16 protein-coding genes and 1 pseudogene are annotated in these 16,809 nt (G+C 65.7%); 5 read left to right on the forward strand and 12 right to left on the reverse strand.

The window, feature by feature from the left end; translation table 11 throughout:
• Positions 1-9: 9 nt before the first annotated feature.
• From ACRQ5Q_RS35120 to ACRQ5Q_RS35130, 3 genes and pseudogenes are all read right to left on the reverse strand, one after another.
• Entirely contained in the window at positions 10-501 is a 492-nt protein-coding gene (locus tag ACRQ5Q_RS35120) for an Hsp20/alpha crystallin family protein (RefSeq protein WP_439394487.1), read from the reverse strand.
• Between the two features lie 75 nt (positions 502-576).
• Positions 577-1,038, reverse strand: a complete 462-nt coding sequence (locus tag ACRQ5Q_RS35125) for an Hsp20 family protein (RefSeq protein ID WP_439370190.1) — start codon at positions 1,036-1,038, stop codon at positions 577-579.
• A gap of 367 nt (positions 1,039-1,405) precedes the next feature.
• Positions 1,406-1,450: pseudogene (locus ACRQ5Q_RS35130) on the reverse strand (hypothetical protein); the annotation flags it as partial.
• A gap of 156 nt (positions 1,451-1,606) precedes the next feature.
• On the opposite strand from ACRQ5Q_RS35130, the gene ACRQ5Q_RS35135 reads away from it, so the two are divergent.
• Positions 1,607-3,130, forward strand: a complete 1,524-nt coding sequence (locus tag ACRQ5Q_RS35135) for a hypothetical protein (RefSeq protein ID WP_439394488.1) — start codon at positions 1,607-1,609, stop codon at positions 3,128-3,130.
• A 9-nt stretch (positions 3,131-3,139) separates the two neighbouring features.
• Here ACRQ5Q_RS35135 and ACRQ5Q_RS35140 read toward each other — a convergent pair whose 3' ends face one another.
• Positions 3,140-4,438, reverse strand: coding sequence for an MFS transporter (locus ACRQ5Q_RS35140; RefSeq protein ID WP_439394490.1), 1,299 nt, complete (start codon positions 4,436-4,438; stop codon positions 3,140-3,142).
• 365 nt (positions 4,439-4,803) lie between these two features.
• Between ACRQ5Q_RS35140 and ACRQ5Q_RS35145 the strand changes: the two genes are divergently transcribed.
• From ACRQ5Q_RS35145 to ACRQ5Q_RS35155, 3 genes are read left to right on the forward strand one after another with little or no spacing between them, the layout of a single operon-like run.
• Positions 4,804-6,018 (forward strand): ABC transporter substrate-binding protein, encoded by a 1,215-nt coding sequence (locus ACRQ5Q_RS35145; protein ID WP_439370193.1) that lies wholly within the window; start codon positions 4,804-4,806, stop codon positions 6,016-6,018.
• Positions 6,019-6,026: 8 nt separating this feature from the next.
• Complete coding sequence (locus ACRQ5Q_RS35150; RefSeq protein ID WP_439370194.1) at positions 6,027-7,760, forward strand: FAD-dependent oxidoreductase; 1,734 nt, start codon at positions 6,027-6,029, stop codon at positions 7,758-7,760.
• 20 nt (positions 7,761-7,780) lie between these two features.
• The gene (locus tag ACRQ5Q_RS35155; protein ID WP_439370195.1) at positions 7,781-8,575 is read left to right on the forward strand and encodes an IclR family transcriptional regulator; all 795 of its coding nucleotides are present in this window, start codon (positions 7,781-7,783) and stop codon (positions 8,573-8,575) included.
• 27 nt (positions 8,576-8,602) lie between these two features.
• Here ACRQ5Q_RS35155 and ACRQ5Q_RS35160 read toward each other — a convergent pair whose 3' ends face one another.
• The 7 genes from ACRQ5Q_RS35160 to ACRQ5Q_RS35190 form a co-directional block, all read right to left on the reverse strand.
• On the reverse strand, positions 8,603-8,782 hold the full coding sequence (locus ACRQ5Q_RS35160; protein ID WP_439394492.1) for a hypothetical protein: 180 nt from the start codon (positions 8,780-8,782) through the stop codon (positions 8,603-8,605).
• 127 nt (positions 8,783-8,909) lie between these two features.
• On the reverse strand, positions 8,910-9,614 hold the full coding sequence (locus tag ACRQ5Q_RS35165; RefSeq protein WP_439370196.1) for a GntR family transcriptional regulator: 705 nt from the start codon (positions 9,612-9,614) through the stop codon (positions 8,910-8,912).
• Positions 9,615-9,722: 108 nt separating this feature from the next.
• Positions 9,723-10,466 (reverse strand): aspartate/glutamate racemase family protein, encoded by a 744-nt coding sequence (locus ACRQ5Q_RS35170; protein ID WP_439370197.1) that lies wholly within the window; start codon positions 10,464-10,466, stop codon positions 9,723-9,725.
• Between the two features lie 10 nt (positions 10,467-10,476).
• The gene (locus ACRQ5Q_RS35175) at positions 10,477-11,742 is read right to left on the reverse strand and encodes an NAD(P)/FAD-dependent oxidoreductase (RefSeq protein WP_439394494.1); all 1,266 of its coding nucleotides are present in this window, start codon (positions 11,740-11,742) and stop codon (positions 10,477-10,479) included.
• A 3-nt stretch (positions 11,743-11,745) separates the two neighbouring features.
• Positions 11,746-13,407, reverse strand: coding sequence for a thiamine pyrophosphate-binding protein (locus ACRQ5Q_RS35180; protein ID WP_439370199.1), 1,662 nt, complete (start codon positions 13,405-13,407; stop codon positions 11,746-11,748).
• 129 nt (positions 13,408-13,536) lie between these two features.
• On the reverse strand, positions 13,537-13,890 hold the full coding sequence (locus ACRQ5Q_RS35185; protein ID WP_439394496.1) for a RidA family protein: 354 nt from the start codon (positions 13,888-13,890) through the stop codon (positions 13,537-13,539).
• Between the two features lie 141 nt (positions 13,891-14,031).
• Positions 14,032-14,949 (reverse strand): NAD(P)-dependent oxidoreductase, encoded by a 918-nt coding sequence (locus ACRQ5Q_RS35190; protein ID WP_439394497.1) that lies wholly within the window; start codon positions 14,947-14,949, stop codon positions 14,032-14,034.
• Positions 14,950-15,148: 199 nt separating this feature from the next.
• On the opposite strand from ACRQ5Q_RS35190, the gene ACRQ5Q_RS35195 reads away from it, so the two are divergent.
• Positions 15,149-15,985 (forward strand): transporter substrate-binding domain-containing protein, encoded by an 837-nt coding sequence (locus tag ACRQ5Q_RS35195; RefSeq protein WP_439394499.1) that lies wholly within the window; start codon positions 15,149-15,151, stop codon positions 15,983-15,985.
• A 12-nt stretch (positions 15,986-15,997) separates the two neighbouring features.
• Here ACRQ5Q_RS35195 and ACRQ5Q_RS35200 read toward each other — a convergent pair whose 3' ends face one another.
• Positions 15,998-16,459 carry a hypothetical protein gene (locus ACRQ5Q_RS35200; RefSeq protein WP_439394500.1) on the reverse strand — a complete coding sequence of 154 codons (462 nt, stop codon included), beginning with the start codon at positions 16,457-16,459 and terminating at the stop codon, positions 15,998-16,000.
• Between the last annotated feature and the right edge of the window lie 350 nt (positions 16,460-16,809).

Below are 16,809 nucleotides of genomic sequence, written 5' to 3' on the forward strand. Positions count from 1 at the left end.
CGCTCGACGCTAATGGGTGTTGATCGCGATGCGCTTGACGCCCTCGCGCGCCTTTTCGGATTTCGGCAGCGACACCGTCAGCACGCCGTTGGCGAACGACGCCTCGGCCTTGTCCTCTTCAACGCCCTCCAGCGGGATCTGCCGCTCGAAGGCGCCGTAGTAGCGCTCGGTGAAGTACCTGCCTTCGCCGTTGCGCTCCGCCTTCTTCTCACCGCGGACGGTCAGGACGCCATTGGCGATCTCGACCTGCACGTCCTTCTCCGTCAGGCCGGGAAGCTCCGCCGAGACGGTCAGCGTCTTGTCGGTCTCGCCGAGCTCGACCTTCGGCCAGCCGAAACGGCCCTCCATCAGCGGCGACAGGCTGGTCCCGCCGAAGCCGCGGAAGACATCGTCGAACAGACGGTTCATCTCGCGGTGAAGCGTCAGGAACGGATCAAAATTCTCGCGCGCCGGCGCAAGATCCTGGTTTCTCGACCAGGGAATGAGATCACGAAAAGCCATGATTCCCTCCTACATGCATCGGGAGCGCGGCCCGCGCATCCGCGCGCCGCGTTCCGCATTGGATCGATCGAGCGCTCAGGCCGCTTTCTTCTGCTCGATCTGCGATGCCGCAGGAGCGCCGTTCGTGATTGCGATCCGGCGCGGCTTCATGGCTTCCGGGACCTCGCGGACCAGATCGATGATCAGCAGCCCGTCCTGGAACGAGGCCTGCTTCACCTGGACATAGTCGGCGAGATTGAACACGCGCCGGAACGGACGCGCGGCGATGCCCTGGTACAGATATTCATGCGCAGCAGTCTCGGGCTTCCGGCCCTCGATGGTGAGCGCGTTCTGCTCGGCCGTCACCGTGATGTCGCTGGCGCCGAAGCCCGCCACCGCAAGGCTGATGCGGTAGTGGTCCTCGCCGGAACGCTCGATGTTGTAGGGGGGATAGTTGTCCTCGGTCGCCTGGCGCAGCGTGCTGTCGACGAGGTCGGCCAGATGATCGAAGCCGATGGTGGAGCGCCACAGGGGCGCGAAGTCGAAACTGGTCCTCATAACCAAGTCCTCCAAAGAGCAAGATGGATACGAAGGAGCGCGGACAGGGTATCAGACAGATCCGACGACCAGTCCGGCGCCCGCGCCGGACCCGATCTGGCGCCCGGCACACCGCTCTCGCGGCGAAAAACGACTTAGAACAACCGATATCGATTTCAAGGGGGCGGCCCGAAAAAAAATTTCGCCGCGGGACGAGGCCGTCCGGTTCCGGCCCCCTAAGCTTTTGCCCGTGCTCGATCAAGGCCATCGACGGCCGGAACTTCGCCCAGGGCTGCGCCTGCTTGAACGCTGCCGCGATGCGGAAGATCGCGGGCTCGTCCAGCCATGGCGCGACGATGTGCAGGCCGATCGGCATGCCGTCGCGGTCGAAGCCGCATGGCAGCGTCGCGGCCGGAAGCCCGGCGAGATTGATCGGCCAGGTGAAGGGCGACCAGCCGAGATGCGCGGCCGTCGATTATGCCGACGCCGATCTGGCGCGCCTCGAAGGCAGTCACCGCGATATAAACGCGGCCAATGGATCAGACCGCTGCATTTGGTTTTGGCCGCGCGCGTAAGAAGGTGTCAGGACGTGCATACAAGGCTGGCGGTTGGACGATGCGGCAACGTCCGCATCGTCAGCATGATCGGTGTCGCAGTGCTCGTCGCAGCGACAGGTCGCGCAGCGCGGGCGAGCGAAGCCGCGATCGCGCCGCCGCGCATGACGGCGATCGGCACGATCGACGCGCGCTTCCAGTCCTACAATGTCGAGATGGTGGAGGTGACGGGCGGGCGCTTCTGGAGACCTTACGCGCAAGGCGGAATGCAGCGCGATCGCTACAGCGACAGGCCTCCGATCGATCTCGCCACCCCTCGCCTGCGCAAGCTCGCGGCGGCGCTGTCGCCGGCCTATATCCGCATCAGCGGCACCTGGGCAAACGCGACCTATGTCGCGGACACCGAGACCGCGCCGTCCGCAGCGCCTCCTGGCTTCAACACCGCGCTCGGCCGCGCGCAATGGCGCGGCGTCGTCGATTTCGCCCGGGCGGCCGATGCGGAGATCGTGACGTCCTTTGCCGTCAGTCCCGGCAGCCGCGACACAAATGGCGTGTGGATGCCGGACCAGGCGCAGCGCCTCATCGATGCCACACGCGCATTCGGCGGCCGCATCGCCGCCGCCGAGTTCATGAACGAGCCGACGCTGGCGAACAACGGCGCGCCGCCGGGATATGACGCGGACGCGTATGGCCGCGACTTCAGGATCTTCCGCGACTGGATGCGGCGTTCGTCCCCGGAGACGTTGATCCTCGGCCCAGGCTCCGTCGGCGATTCTCCGTCTCCGGCAATGGGCGGCATCCGCACGCGCGATCTGCTCGCAGCAATGGGACCAGGCCTCGATCGCTTCTCCTATCATCACTACAACACACTCTCGCCCCGCTGCGGCGTCCATGACGATCCGATGCAAGCGCTGTCGGACGGCTGGCTGGCCCGCACCGGTGCGGCACTCGCCATCTATCGCGCGGTGCGCGACGCGTTCGAGCCGGGCAAGCCGATCTGGCTGACGGAGACGGCGGATGCCGCCTGCGGCGGCAATCCTTGGGATGCGACCTTCCTCGACACTTTCCGCTATCTCGACCAGCTCGGCCGCCTGGCAAAAGCCGGCGTGCAGGTGGTGATGCACAACACGCTCGCGGCCAGCGACTACGGCCTGCTCGACGAGCGGTCGTTTCGTCCACGGCCCAACTATTGGGCCGCCCTGCTGTGGCGGCGCCTGATGGGCACGACCGTTCTCGAGGCAGCAACGACCTCGATGCGCGGCCTGCGCACCTATGCGCATTGTCACCCCGCGACAAAAGGCACAGTCACCGTGCTCCTCATCAACAATTCGCGAAACGCACCGCATGTCGTGACCTTGGCGGGCCCTGCCGAGCGCTACACGCTGCAAGCCGATCGCCTGCAAAGCGCGACCGTCCGGCTGAATGGCAAGCCCCTGCAATTGGCCGCCGACGACGATCTGCCGCGCCTCGTGGCGCGTAACGCGCCGGCAGGCCGGCTCCAGCTGCCGCCGGCCAGCATCACCTTCCTGGTGATGCCGGACGCCGCTGCCTGCGGCTGAAGCAACCCGCTATTTCAGGCCGTCGCGCGCCGTCTCCGGCGCCAGCAAGGTCGCGATGATCGTGATGATCGAGAGCGCGATGATGTAGACCGACACCGGCCAGTACGATCCGGCAAATGCCAGCAGCGCGGTTGCGATCAACGGCGAGAAGCCGCCGCTCAGCGCGGCCGCGACGTTGGCGCCGAGCGATGCGCCGCTGTAGCGTACCTGGGTGCGGAACAGTTCCGGCATGAAGGCGGCCTTCGGCCCGAACAGCAGCGCATGGGTCAGCGTCATCGTGACGACGAGCGCGAGCGTGATCAGCGCCGGCTCCCTGGTGGCGAGGAACCAGAACAGCGGAAACGCCAGCGCCACCGAGAACACGCCGCCGGCGAGGTACAGCGCCCTGCGGCCGAAGATGTCGGACAGCCAGCCGGCGAGCGGCAGCGTCGCGAACTCGACGATCGCGGCATAGACCACCGCGTTCAGGATCACCTGGCGCGGCAGGCCGAGTTTCGTGGTGGCATAAACCACCGTGAAGACGGTGAGGAGATAAGCAAGACCCACCTCCGAGACCGTGATGCCGATCGCCAGCAGAAAGCTGCGCCAGTCGCGCCGCAGCACCTCCAGCACCGGCTGCGCCAGCACTTCCTTGCGCTCCACCACCTCCTTGAAGTGCGGCGTCTCCGCAAGCTTGAGCCGCACGATGAAGCCGACACCGACCAGCAGAATGCTGAGCCAGAACGGCACGCGCCAGCCCCAGCTCAGGAAGTCGGCCTCGGGTAGCTGCGTCATCAGCGCAAAGATGCCGGTGGAGGCGGCGACGCCGACGGGAAAGCCGATCTGCACCAGGCTGCCGTAGAAGCCGCGGCGGTTACCGGCATGCTCGATCACCATGACGACCGCCCCGCTCCATTCGCCGCCGAGCCCGATGCCCTGGACGAAGCGCAAGGCGATCAGCAGGATCGGCGCCCAGGCGCCGATCTGGCTGTAGCTCGGCAGGCAGCCGATCAGGAAGGTGCCGAGCCCCATCGCGATCATGGTTGCAACCAGCATGGTCTTGCGGCCGAGCCGGTCGCCGTAATGCCCGATGATCGCGCCGCCGATCGGCCGTGCCACGAAACCGACCGCATAGGTCGAGAACGCGACCAGCGTGCCGACGAACGGATCGAAGCTCGGAAAGAACAGCTTGTTGAAGACCAGCGCGGCGGCCGTGCCGTAGATCAGGAAATCGTACCACTCGATCGCGGTGCCGAGCGCGCTCGCCCACACCACATGCGCCGTCGTCGATCTCTCCGTCGCCGCGGAGACGCCCGTTGCTGCCGTCATGCCATGCCCCAAGATTCCAGGCGGCATCATGGCCAAGAAGGATGAGGCTTGCAACCTGCGGACGTGGAAGCTCTCACAGGACAACGACGCGAGCTTCGCGCGCTGCTCTATCAACACCGTCATCGCGAGGAGCCCTTGCGACGAAGCAATCCAATCTGCCTCTGCGGAGAAAGTCTGGATTGCTTCGCTTCGCTCGCAATGACGGCGTTTAGGCAGTTGTTTGCGACTCTGCGCGACGGCGCCTCGGCGATCACGGAACTCGTCCATCTGGCCTCATTCGCTATTGACAAACTAATTTGCTAATATCTAACTTATGTCCGAACAGCCCGCCGCACCTAGCGGCCCATAAAAGCGAGGGAACGACGATGAGAGGGTTTCTGGCCCGCGCCATGCTCGCGGCCATGACTTCGGCCGCCATGACCACAATTGCCGCCGCTCAAGTCTCCGACGATGCCGTGCGGATCGGCGTGCTGACGGATCTGTCGAGCTGGGGCCGCGACAACAGCGGACCGGGATCGGTCGAGGCCGCGAAGATGGCGGTGGAGGAATTCGGACCGACGGTGCTCGGCAAGCCCATCGAGATCATCAGCGCCGATCACCAGATGAAGACCGATGTCGGCGTGCAGATCGTGCGAGGCTGGTTCGACAACGGCAAGGTCGACGCGGTCGTCGACATCCCCAATTCCGGCATCGCGATCGCCGTGCACAACATGGTGCGCGAGCGCAACAAGATCGCCCTGCTTTCCGGCCCCGGCGCGAGCTCGCTGACCGACGAGCTGTGCAGCCCGAACACCGTGCACTTCACGTACGATACCTATGCGCTGTCGAAGGTGACGGCTTCCGCCGTGATCAAGGAAGGCGGCAAGTCCTGGTACTTCATCACGGCGGACTACGCCTTCGGCCAGCAGCTCGAGAAGGACGCCACGCGCTTCATCAACGAGATGGGCGGCAACGTGCTCGGCGGCGTCAAGCATCCGACCAACACCGCCGACTTCTCCTCCTTCGCGCTGCAGGCCCAGAGCTCGAAATCCGACGTCGTTGCTTTCGCCAATGCCGGCCAGGACACCGACAACGCCATCAAGCAATCCGGCGAGTTCGGCCTCGTCCAGGGCGGCCAGAAGCTGGTGGGCCTGTTGATGTTCGACACCGACGTGCATGCGATCGGCCTCAAGGCCGCGCAGGGCACCTACATGACCACGGCCTCCTACTGGAACATGGACGAGGCGACGCGCGCCTGGTCGAAGAAGTTCTACGAGCGCACCAAGGTGATGCCGACCATGATCCAGACCGGCGTCTATGGCTCGGTGCTGCATTATCTGAAGGGCATCAAGGCGGCTGGCACCGACGATCCGGCCAAGGTGATGGCCAAGATGCGCGAGCTGCCGATCGAGGATATCTTCGTCCACGGCGGCAAGTTGCGCGAGGACGGCCGCGTCATTCGCGACATGTATCTGGCCAAGGTGAAGACGCCCGAGCAGTCGAAGGAGCCGTGGGATTATCTGGATATCGTCAAGACCGTGAAGGGCGAGGACGCCTTCCGCCCGGTCTCCGAGTCCAAATGTCCACTCCTGAAGAAGTGAGGTGAACGATGACGGGCAACGAGCACAGCACGATTGAGACCTACGAGTGCGACGTGCTCGTGGCCGGATCGGGTTGCTCCGGCATGTCGGCCGCGATCACCGCGCGCTATCGCGGCCTCGACGTCCTGATCGTCGAGAAGGAGCCGCGCTTCGGCGGCACCACCGCCCGCTCCGGCGGCTGGCTGTGGATTCCCGGCACCTCGCTGGCGAAGGCCTATGGCATCGAAGAAACGCCGGAGCAGGCGCGCACTTACTTGCGGCACGAGGCGGGCAACAACTACGACGCCGCGCGGGTCGACGCCTTCCTCAGCGCCGGCCCCGAGGCGGTGGATTTCTTCACCACCAGGACGGCACTGCGCTTCGACATGCCGCTGGTGTTCCCGGACTATCATGCCGAAGCGCCCGGCGGCGCGCAGGGCGGCCGCTCCATGGTGACGCGCCCGTTCGACGGCCGCGAGCTTGGCGAGCAGATCAAGACGCTCGGCATGCCCCTGCCCGAGCTCACCGTGTTCGGCATGATGCTCGGAAGCGGCAAGGAGATCATCCACTTCATGCGGGTGACGAAGTCGCTGACGTCGGCGGTTTACGTCGTCAAGCGCCTGTCGCGTCACTTGATGGACGTGCTGCGCTACGGCCGCGGCATGACCTTGACCAACGGCAATGCGCTGGCCGGGCGTCTCGCGAAGTCCGCGCTCGATCTCAAGATTCCGATGTGGCTGTCCTCGCCGGTTCGCGAGCTGACGGTCGAGAGCGGCACTGTCACCGGCGCCATCGTCTCGCGCGAAGGGCGCAATGTGCGCGTCCGCGCGCGACAAGGCGTCGTGCTCGCCTGCGGCGGATTCCCGCATGATGTCGAACGTCGCAGGAAGATGTTCCCGCACGCACCGACCGGCAACGAGCACTTTTCGCCGGGACCGACCGGCAACACCGGCGACGGCCTGCGCCTTGCGGAAAGCGCCGGCGGACGCATCGAGGATCGCCTGCCGAATGCGGCGGCGTGGGTGCCGGTGTCGCTGACCACGCGCAAGGACGGCTCGAAGGGCGTGATGCCGCACTTCATCGACCGCGCCAAGCCCGGCGTGATCGCGGTGATGCGCGACGGCAGGCGCTTTGCAAACGAGGGCAATTCCTATCACGACTTCGTCCAGGCCATGATCAAGGCCGCCAGGCCCGGCGAGGAGATCGCAGCGTATCTCGTTTGCGATCACCGGACGCTGCGCAAGTACGGCCTCGGCTGCGTGCCGCCCTTCCCGATGCCGCTGGGTCATCACCTCGGTACCGGCTACCTCTTGCGTGGCGACACGCTCGAGGCGCTGGCGGCGAAAGCCGGCATCGACGCAAAGGCATTCGTCGAGACGGTCAAGCAGTTCAACGCGACCGCGCCGCAGGGCCAGGACGCCGCCTTCGGCAAAGGTTCGAAAGCCTATAACCGCTACCAGGGCGATGCGCTGCATGGCCCGAACCCCTGCATCGCGCCGATCGAGAACGGCCCGTTCTACGCCATCAAGATGGTGGTCGGCGATCTCGGCACCTATGCCGGCATCGTCACCGACGAGAACGCGCGGGCGCTCGACGGCGAAGGCCGGGTGATTCCCGGGCTCTATGCCGCCGGCAACGACATGGCGAGCATCATGGGCGGCAATTATCCCGGTGCAGGCATCACGCTTGGGCCGGCGCTGACCTTCGGCTACATTGCGGGCCGTCATCTCGCCGACAGCGCCGCGAGGCGCAACGCGGCGTAAGCCAAGCGCATCGGAGGCGCATGAAGAGAGAAAGCCGCGGCATCCAGTCGATCGAGGTCGGCGGAGAATTGCTCCGCGCGCTTGCCCGCAGCGGCGAGCCGATGATGCTGCGCGATCTCGCGCGCGAGGCCGGCATGACGCCGGCCAAGGCGCATCCCTATCTCGCCAGCTTCTCCCGCATCGGCCTGATCGAGCAGGACGAGATCACCGGCCGCTACGAGATCGGCGCACTCGCGCTGGAGCTCGGCCTGATCAGCCTGCGCCGTCTCTCCGGCGTGCGTATCGCGGGACCGAAGATCGCTGGCCTCGCGAGCCAGATCGGCCACGCCGTGTCGCTCGCGGTGTGGGGCACGCATGGCCCGACCGTCGTGCAGCTCGAAGAGCCGGGCCAGCCCGTACACATCGTGATGCGTGCGGGCTCAGTGATGGCGCTGCTGGAGACCGCCACGGGGCGCGCCTTCGCGGCCTTCCTGCCCGAGAAGACCATCAATGCCGCACTCGAAAGCGGCCTTGACCGCCATGGCGTCGGCTACAATCCGAAGCGGGCGATAAAGGGCCCGAAGGTCGCCGACATGCTCGCCGAGGTCCGCAAGCACGGCCTCGCCCGTGCGCTCGGCGATCCCCTGCCCGGCGTCAACGCGTTCTCGGCGCCGGTGTTCGACCATTCCGGCCACGTCGCGCTGGTCATCACCGCGATGGGGCCGGAAGGCACTTTCGATGTGCGCTGGGACAGCCCGATCGCACATGCGCTGCGCGACTGCGCCGGCGGTATTTCGAAGCGGCTGGGCTACGGGATGACGGTCGCCGCGGAGTGAGTTCGCAGCCCAATACGAACACCGCTGTCATCCCCCGCGCAGGCGGGGCATCCAGTACGCCGCGGCGAATGTGGCGAGAGCGAGCTCTCCAACGCCCGCCGCTGGAATACTGTCGAATTCCGCTTCGGTAATCTCGAGGATGTCCCGGTTGCGAGCGACGCCGGCGTTGTTGACCCTGATGTCGAGCCGGCCGAATTCCCTCACCACGGTGCGGGCTCACCTGGGTGAGGGTCTGTCTCGGCGCATTTCATAGGCATCTTTGCACGCGGACGGAGGCCCCTCATCCGGCGCTTCGCGCCACCTTCTCCCACAAGGGGAGAGGAAGAAGAGAGCGTCAATTCGCCGCCGTTCGCGCCGCCGCCGGCATGTAGATCTGCGCGTAGCCTTCCTTGATCGCGGCGGTGATGCGGTCGAGGCGGCGGTCGATGTGCTTTTCCAGCACCGACACGCAGGTCTCCTCATTGCGCGCCTTCAGGCCCTCGACCACGGCGCGGTGCTCGGCCTGCGTGTTGGAGCGGTTGATGCGGTCCATGTCGATCCAGCGCACGAAGCGGATGCGGGCGTTGACGTTGCGCAGCACGCGCAGCATCTCGGCATTGTTCGACATGCCCATCAGCCGCTCGTGAAAGGTCTCGTCCAGCTCGACCAGCTCCACCGAGGTGCGCTCGCCGGGATCGGGGCCGGTGGCTTCGAGGAATTTCAGCAGCGCGTCGATGTCCTCGTCCCTGGCGCGCCTGATGGCGAGGCGGATTGCGGCGACCTCGATCGACTTGCGCAGCTCGTAGAGGTCGAAGATCTCGTGCGCGTCGAGCTCGCGGCAGAAGAAGCCCTTGCCCGGCGTGAAGCGCAGGAAACCTTCGGTGTTGAGGCGGTTGAGCGCCTCGCGCAGCGGCGTGCGGCTGACGCCGAGGCGCTTGGCCAGCTCGCCTTCGTTGAGCCGCTCGCCCGGCTTGAACTCGTAGCTCACGGCCATCGCCTTGAGCTGCTCATAGACGCGATCGACAATACTGTCGGAAGCCAGTTCCACGTTGCTCATCATCAGCTGCATTCATGCCCGAACACAGCTCAATATACCGGGGCGGCTTGGCCGATGGCAATGTAAACCACGGTCTGGCCGAGCTTGTTCAGAGCTTTGCGACCGCCGGAATCAGGCGAAGACGCGCGGGCGCAGTCCAGCATGAAACCATGTGATCATGGAATAGATGTCGTAGACCGGCAAGCCGACCTCGGCCTGCAAGGCCGCCGCGTAAGGCGGCATGTTGGTGCATTCGAGCACGATGGCGCCGACGTCAGGGTTTTTCGCGACAAGCTCCTTGCCGGCCTCGACCACGTCGCGCTCGGCCTGCGCGACGTCCATGTCGTCCTTCTCGGCCTTGATCAGGACGCGGAAAAATTCCTTGCCGTGCTCGGTGCCAACCAGCGGCGTATCGAGCGGCACGCCGGCGCCCTCGAGATGGGCCGGCGTCAGGGTCGAGCCCGAGACCGTGACGAGGCCGACGCGTTTGCCGGGAGGCAGCGTCGCTTGCACCCACGGCACCTGCATCAGTGACGAGGTCGCGACGGGCACGCCGACGGCGGCGGCGATCTCCTTCTGGAACAGCGAGAGGAAGCCGCAATTGGTGGTGATGGCCTCCGCCCCCAGCCGCACCAGATCCTTCGCGGCATCGATGAAGTCGGGCAAGAGGCCGGCCGCGCCCTTCAGCACAACCTTCTCCGGCGAGGCGCCGCTCACGACGCGATAGAGCACCGGGAACGGCCAGGTCGTGCCATTGCCCATATCGCCGGGAATGCGGGGAAAGCGCGCCTCCAGCATCAAGATGCCGAGCGGCGCGCCGTAGATGGCCTTGCCGCCGCGGGCAATACGAGAAGGCGAGTTGGCAGGATAGGTCATGGGTGCGATCTCAGAGGAAACGATCAGGAGAGAACGGCGCGAGCGGGATTTCGGGCGGCTTGCCGCTCAGGAGCTGGGCGACGAGACGGCCGGTGCGGGCCGAGCCGACCAGGCCGACATGACCGTGGCCGAAGGCATAGACGATGTCGCGCGAGGCGCGCGCATGGCCGATGCAGGGAAGTCCATCAGGCATGCTCGGACGATGGCCGAACCATGTCTTGATGCGCGAGGCCGGAATGTCCTTGGGCAGTTTCGGGAACATGCCGAGCAGGTGGTTGCGCAGGATCTCGGCGCGTTTCCAGTTCGGCGCGGCCTCTAGGCCGGCGATCTCGACCGTGCCGGCGGCGCGCAGGCCCTTGTTGGTCCAATTCACCACCATCTTGGCGTCGGACGCCATCATCGAGCTGCACGGACCTGATTCCGGATTCTCGATCATGACGTGATAGCCGCGCTCGGTCTCGAGCGGCAGGGGATCGCCGACCGATGCGGTGAGCTGCTTCGATCTAGCACCAGCTGCGACCACAGCAGCATCGCAAGCGATCTCACCGGTTTCGGTGAGCACGGCCACGAGCTTGTTGCCGGACAGTTTTAGGCCGGTCGCCTTGGCTCGCACGTGCTTCGCCCCGTTCGCCAGCGCATGATTGGCGAGGGCCGCAACGTAAGCGCCGGGATCGCGGCAGCGGCCGGCCTCCTCCACCACGACACCAAAGGTGTAGCGCGGATGCAGCTCCGGCTCGCGCTGCCGCATCTCGTCGGCATCGAGTTCCAGCCACTCGACGCCGACCTTCCTGCGCAGGCGCCAGCCGAGATCGCTGTCGAAATTGCCGCGCGACGGGAACACATGCATCACACCGTTGCGCTCGATCAACTCAGGCACGCCCGCTTCTTCCGCGAGCTTTCGATGCAGCAGCGGCGCGTCCTTGAGGAGATCGCGCAGCGCAAAGGCCGTCTTCTCCACGCGCGCCGCGGTCCAGCCCGAGAGCAGATACTTGATCAGCCACGGCAAGGCCTTAGGCAGATAAGACCAGCGGATCGCGAGCGGGCCGAGCGGGTCCATCAGATAGCCCGGCACCTTCTTCCAGACGCCGGGCTCGGCCGGCGGGATTACCGAATGCGAGGACAGCCAGCCGGCATTGCCATAGCTCGCCGCCTGTTCGCCGCCTGGCTCGCCCGGATCGATCAGCGTGACGCGATGCCCCTCGCGCAGCGCCTCGATGGCGCTGATCACGCCGACCGCGCCGGCTCCGATGATGGCGACGTGGCGGCCTTCGGGCATCGCTTACGCCTTCACCGCTGGCGTGAAATCCTTGCCGACCGAGATCGCGCGCGGATCGATGATGCAGTGGAGGATCGACGGCTTGCCCGAAGCCAGCGCGCGCTCGAAGGCCGGCGCGAACTCTTCGGTGCGCTCGACGCGCTCGCCATGGCCGCCGAACGCCTTGGCGTACATCGCAAAGTCCGGGTTCTTGAGCTGGGTGCCGACGACGCGGCCGGGATAGTCGCGCTCCTGGTGCATGCGGATGGTGCCGTATTGCGAATTGTCGACGACGATGACGACCAGCGGCGCGTCGTATTGCACGGCGGTCGCGAATTCCTGGCCGTTCATCAGGAAACAGCCGTCGCCGGCAAAGGCGACGACGACGCGATCCGGATATTGCCGCTTGGCCAGCACGCCTGCCGGCACGCCATAGCCCATCGAGCCCGAGGTCGGCGCGAGCTGCGACGCAAAGCTGTGGAAGCGGTGATGGCGATGGATCCAGCCGGCATAATTGCCGGCGCCGTTGCAGACGATGGCGTCCTTCGGCAGGCGGTCACGCAGCCAGGTCATGACCTGGCCATACTGGAACGTGCCCGGCAGCTCGCGCGCCTTGTCGGTCCAGGCGAGGTAATCGGCATGCGCCTTTGCTGCCTCGCCCTTCCAGGCAACGGCACCGGGAGGCTTGAGCGTCGCGACGGCCGCCGCGAAGGCGGCGGGCGTCGCCTGGATCGCCAGCGCCGGCTGATAGACCCGGCCGAGCTCTTCCGAGCCCGGATGGACATGGATCAGCTTCTGCTTCGGCGATGGAATGTCGAGCAGCGTGTAGGACGAGGACGGCATCTCCGACATGCGGCCGCCGATGAGCAGGATGACATCCGCATCGTCGACGCGCGCCTTGAGGCCCGGGCTCGGCCCGATGCCGAGATCGCCGGCATAGTGCGAATGATCGGCGTCGATCAGCGAGGCCCGGCGGAACGAGGTCGCGACCGGCAGATCGAAGCGTTCGGCAAAGCGCGCGATGCTCTTGGTGGCCTCGTCGGTCCAGCGCGAGCCGCCGAGGATGACGAGCGGCGCCTTGGCGCTCGCGAGCATCGCGCCGACGCGCTCGATGTCGGATGGTGCCGGCCAGCTCACCGCCGGCTCGATGCGCATCGCGTCGGCAACGGCAGCGGTCTCGGTCAGCATGTTCTCCGGCAGTGCGATCACGACGGGACCGGGACGGCCCTGCATGGCGACGCGGAAGGCGCGCGCGACCAGTTCCGGAATGCGGTCGGGACGATCGATCTCGACCGCCCATTTCGCCATGGAGCCGAACACCGCCTTGTAGTCGAGCTCCTGGAACGCCTCGCGCTCGCGCATGCCGGTGTCGACCTGGCCGACGAACAGGATCATCGGCGTCGAGTCCTGCATCGCGATGTGAACGCCGTGGCTGGCATTGGTGGCGCCGGGTCCGCGGGTGACGAAGCAGACGCCGGGCCGGCCCGTGAGCTTGCCATAGGCCTCCGCCATCATCGCCGCGCCGCCCTCGGCGCGGCAGATCACGACGTCGATCGGGCTGTCATGCAGCGCGTCGAGTGCCGCGAGATAGCTCTCGCCCGGCACGCAGGTGACGCGCTCGACGCCTTGGGCGACGAGCTGATCGATCAGGATCTGGCCCCCGGTGCGGGTGTTGCGAACGGTCATGACGGCTCCCTGCAGGCTTTGGCGATGCGCTTCAAGGCCTCGCGCAAGTTTTGTTCCGGGGTGGCGTAGGACAGGCGGACATAAGGTGCAAGGCCGATGCAAACAGTGCAGCCGGCATCGGCACGCATGTCAGCCGCGCGCGGCAATCGCGATCACCTCGATGCGATAGGCGGGATCGGCGAGCTCGACCTTGCCGCAGGCGCGCGTCGGTGCGTTGCCCGGCACGACCCAGGCGTCATGGACCGCGTTCATGGCGTCGAAATCGTCCATCGTCTTGAGCCAGACCTGCACGCTCAGCAGGCGCGACTTGTCGGTGCCGGCGCGCGCCAGCATGTCGTCGACCTTGGCCAGCGCTTCCTTTGTCTGCTGGGTGATGTCGGCGGTCTTGATATCCGCGACCTGGCCTGCGAGGAAGACGAGATCGCCGAACACGGAAGCGCGGCTGCGGCGGGCGTTCTGGTCGATGCGGGTGATATCAGACATCGGGCTTCCTTCAAGTCTCAGGCGGAGTCTCGTTCACCACTCCCGCAGGGAGAGTTCGGATAGCTGCGCGCCATAGCAATCCGATCTCTCCCCGTTGGGGAGAGCTGAACCTGGGTCGAACCTGGTGCATCGGTTTCATCTTCACTTGCCGGTGGCGATGATGCGGCGGCAGTGATCGAGCGCCGCGCCAATGAGGTTGTCGCTCGCCTCGGGCGTGCGGAACGCCGAATGCGCCGACAACGTCACGTTCGGAAGCTTTGTCAGCGGATGCCCGGCCGGCAGCGGCTCGATGGTGAAGACGTCGAGGCCGGCGTGGGCGATGTGGCCCGAGCGCAGCGCCTCCAGCATCGCGTCCTCGTCGACCACGGCGCCACGCGCGGTGTTGATCAAAATGCTGCCCTTGCGCATCTGCGCGATGCGCTCGCGCGACAGGAAGCCCCTGGTCTCGTCGTTGAGCAGGAGATGCAGCGAGACGACATGGCTCTCGGCGAGCAGCTTGTCCAGCGAAAGGAACGTGACGGCGGGATGCGTCTTCGGCGTCCTGTTCCAGGCGATCACCTTCATGCCGCAGCCCGCCGCCATGCGTGCGGTTTCCGCGGCGATGCCGCCGAAGCCGATCAAGCCGAGCGTCTTGCCGGTGAGCTGCATCGCGTCACGGCGCAGCCAGTTGCCCTCGCGCATGCCGCGGTCCATCTCGCCAAAATTTCGCGCGGAGGCCCACATCAGCGCGATCGCGCATTCGGCAACGGCCGTGTCGCCATAGCCCTTGATGGTGTGGACGGAGATGCCGCGCTGGCCAAGCTCTTCCGGATTCATGTAGCTGCGCGCGCCGGTGCCGAGGAAAACGACATGCTTCAGCGCCTTGCACGTTCCGGCGATCGGCTTCGGCACGGCCGCATGATCCACGATCATGATCTCGGCATCGCCGAGCAGGCCGGGCAGATCGTCGGGCTTGATGGAGGGATTGCGGTTGATGCTGACAGGCAGTTTCGCCGCGCCCAGCAACTTCTCGGTGACCGCGGCCAGCGTGTCGTTGGCGTCGACGAAAACAGCACGCACAGACTTTCTCCTCTCATCCCGGATCGCAGACCGGACCGCGGCCCGGCCGGTATCACCCAGTTTTCTCTCGCGGTGCCAACGGACCAGGCTCCGAACTGCCTCGTCGCTCAAGGGCGCAATACCATATTGCATTACGATCTGAATACAGAAATAGTCCGCGAGCCGGAGCTGTTGATCATTCCCGAGGGGAGCACTGACCATGAACCGCAGGGACGCATTCACCACCGTCGCGCTGGCGGGCGCCGCCATGGCCGCAACCGTCTCGGCCAAGGCCGACACCGCGCCGACCTCCACGCTCGATCGCATCAGGAAGACCGGCGTGCTGCGGATCGCGGTCATTGCCGGTCAGGACCCCTACTTCCACAAGGACCTCGCGACCAATCAATGGTCGGGCGCCTGTATCGACATGGCGAACGACATCGCGGGCAAGCTCGGCGCCAAGGTCGAGCCGCTGGAATCGACCTGGGGCAACCAGATCCTGGATCTGCAGGCGGACAAGATCGACCTGGCCTTTGCCGTGAACCCGACGCCCGAGCGTTCGCTCGTGATCGACTTCTCCACCCCGATCCTGGTGCACTCCTTCACGGTGATCACCAAGAAGGGCTTTGCCAAGCCTGCGACCTGGGCCGAGCTCAACAAGCCCGAGGTCAAGATTGCGGTCGACATCGGCTCGACGCACGAGACGATCGCGCGCCGCTACTGCCCGAAGGCGGACATCCTCGGCTTCAAGACCCGCGACGAGGCGATCCTCGCGGTCTCGACGGGCCGCGCCGACTGCAATGTCTCGTTGGCGGTGCTATCCATCTTCACGCTGAAGAAGAATCCGACGCTTGGCGAGCTCGCGATCCCGCGGCCGCTGCTGACGCTGCCGACCAATCTCGGCATCCGCGCCGAATCCGATCGCCGCTACAAGGATTTCCTCAGTGCCTGGGCCGATTACAACCGGTCGATGGGCCAGACCCGCGAATGGCTGCTGAAGGCCTATGAAACCGTCGGGCTCAGCGCCGACGACATTCCGGGCGAAGTGCAGTTCTGACGCGACCCGCATTCAGGGGTTGCGCGGGTTCTCGCCGAGCCGGCGCCAGCGAGAATAATCGTGCGCGCCGTCCCATCTATGGACCGGCCAATAGCATACAGTGCAACGAAAGATCCCCTTCGCCGCCACGAGGACCTGCACCGCCTCGTAGGCGGCATTGCAGGCCTCGCAGGTGAACGCCACCATGATCCTGGAGCGTACCGCCGTCCGACGCACGACCTCCGGGTGGCTTTGCGTTTCTGGCGCAGGCGAGGCCCGTTCTTCTCTCGACGCGTGGTGCTTGAGCGCCCGGTCTATCTTCATCTTGACGCGGCGCGCTGCCAGCAGCCCCAGAATCGCCTGCACCCTGCCCGACAAGTTGCGATTGCCGATCGCGAAACAGTAGTCCCAGAGCCCGGAATTCGCGGCCTCGGTGATCTCGAAATGAACTGACCGATGAATGCCGGCGTGCCGAGCGGGCCGCTTACCAGCCATGACTTAGCTTGTCCGGGCGTCCGCCGTAGCGGCGATCGGCCGCTCCGCCTCTCCGGCCAATGTGCCGGGGTGTTGATCCGGCTGCGTCAGCTGAAATTCGTTCCGATGCGCAATCATGTCCCCCCATTGACTCACCCTCGTGCGTCCAGTTTGGAAACGTCCATCGTCGGTTCGAAATGCAAAATTGCCGTGGCCGCAAAACAATCAGCTAGACGAATGCTTCCGTCACGTCTTGTGGTTCTGGGCCACTCAATTGCGAGTTGAGGTCACACTGTCCGTCTCAGACACATCGGTCTTGACATAGGTCAAGCTACGACCCGTGCAGCTCCCGAGGTTTGCCGAGACCACAA

Origin of the sequence: Bradyrhizobium sp. PMVTL-01 (genome assembly GCF_051861855.1) — a bacterium.
Taxonomy (GTDB): Bacteria; Pseudomonadota; Alphaproteobacteria; order Rhizobiales; family Xanthobacteraceae; genus Bradyrhizobium.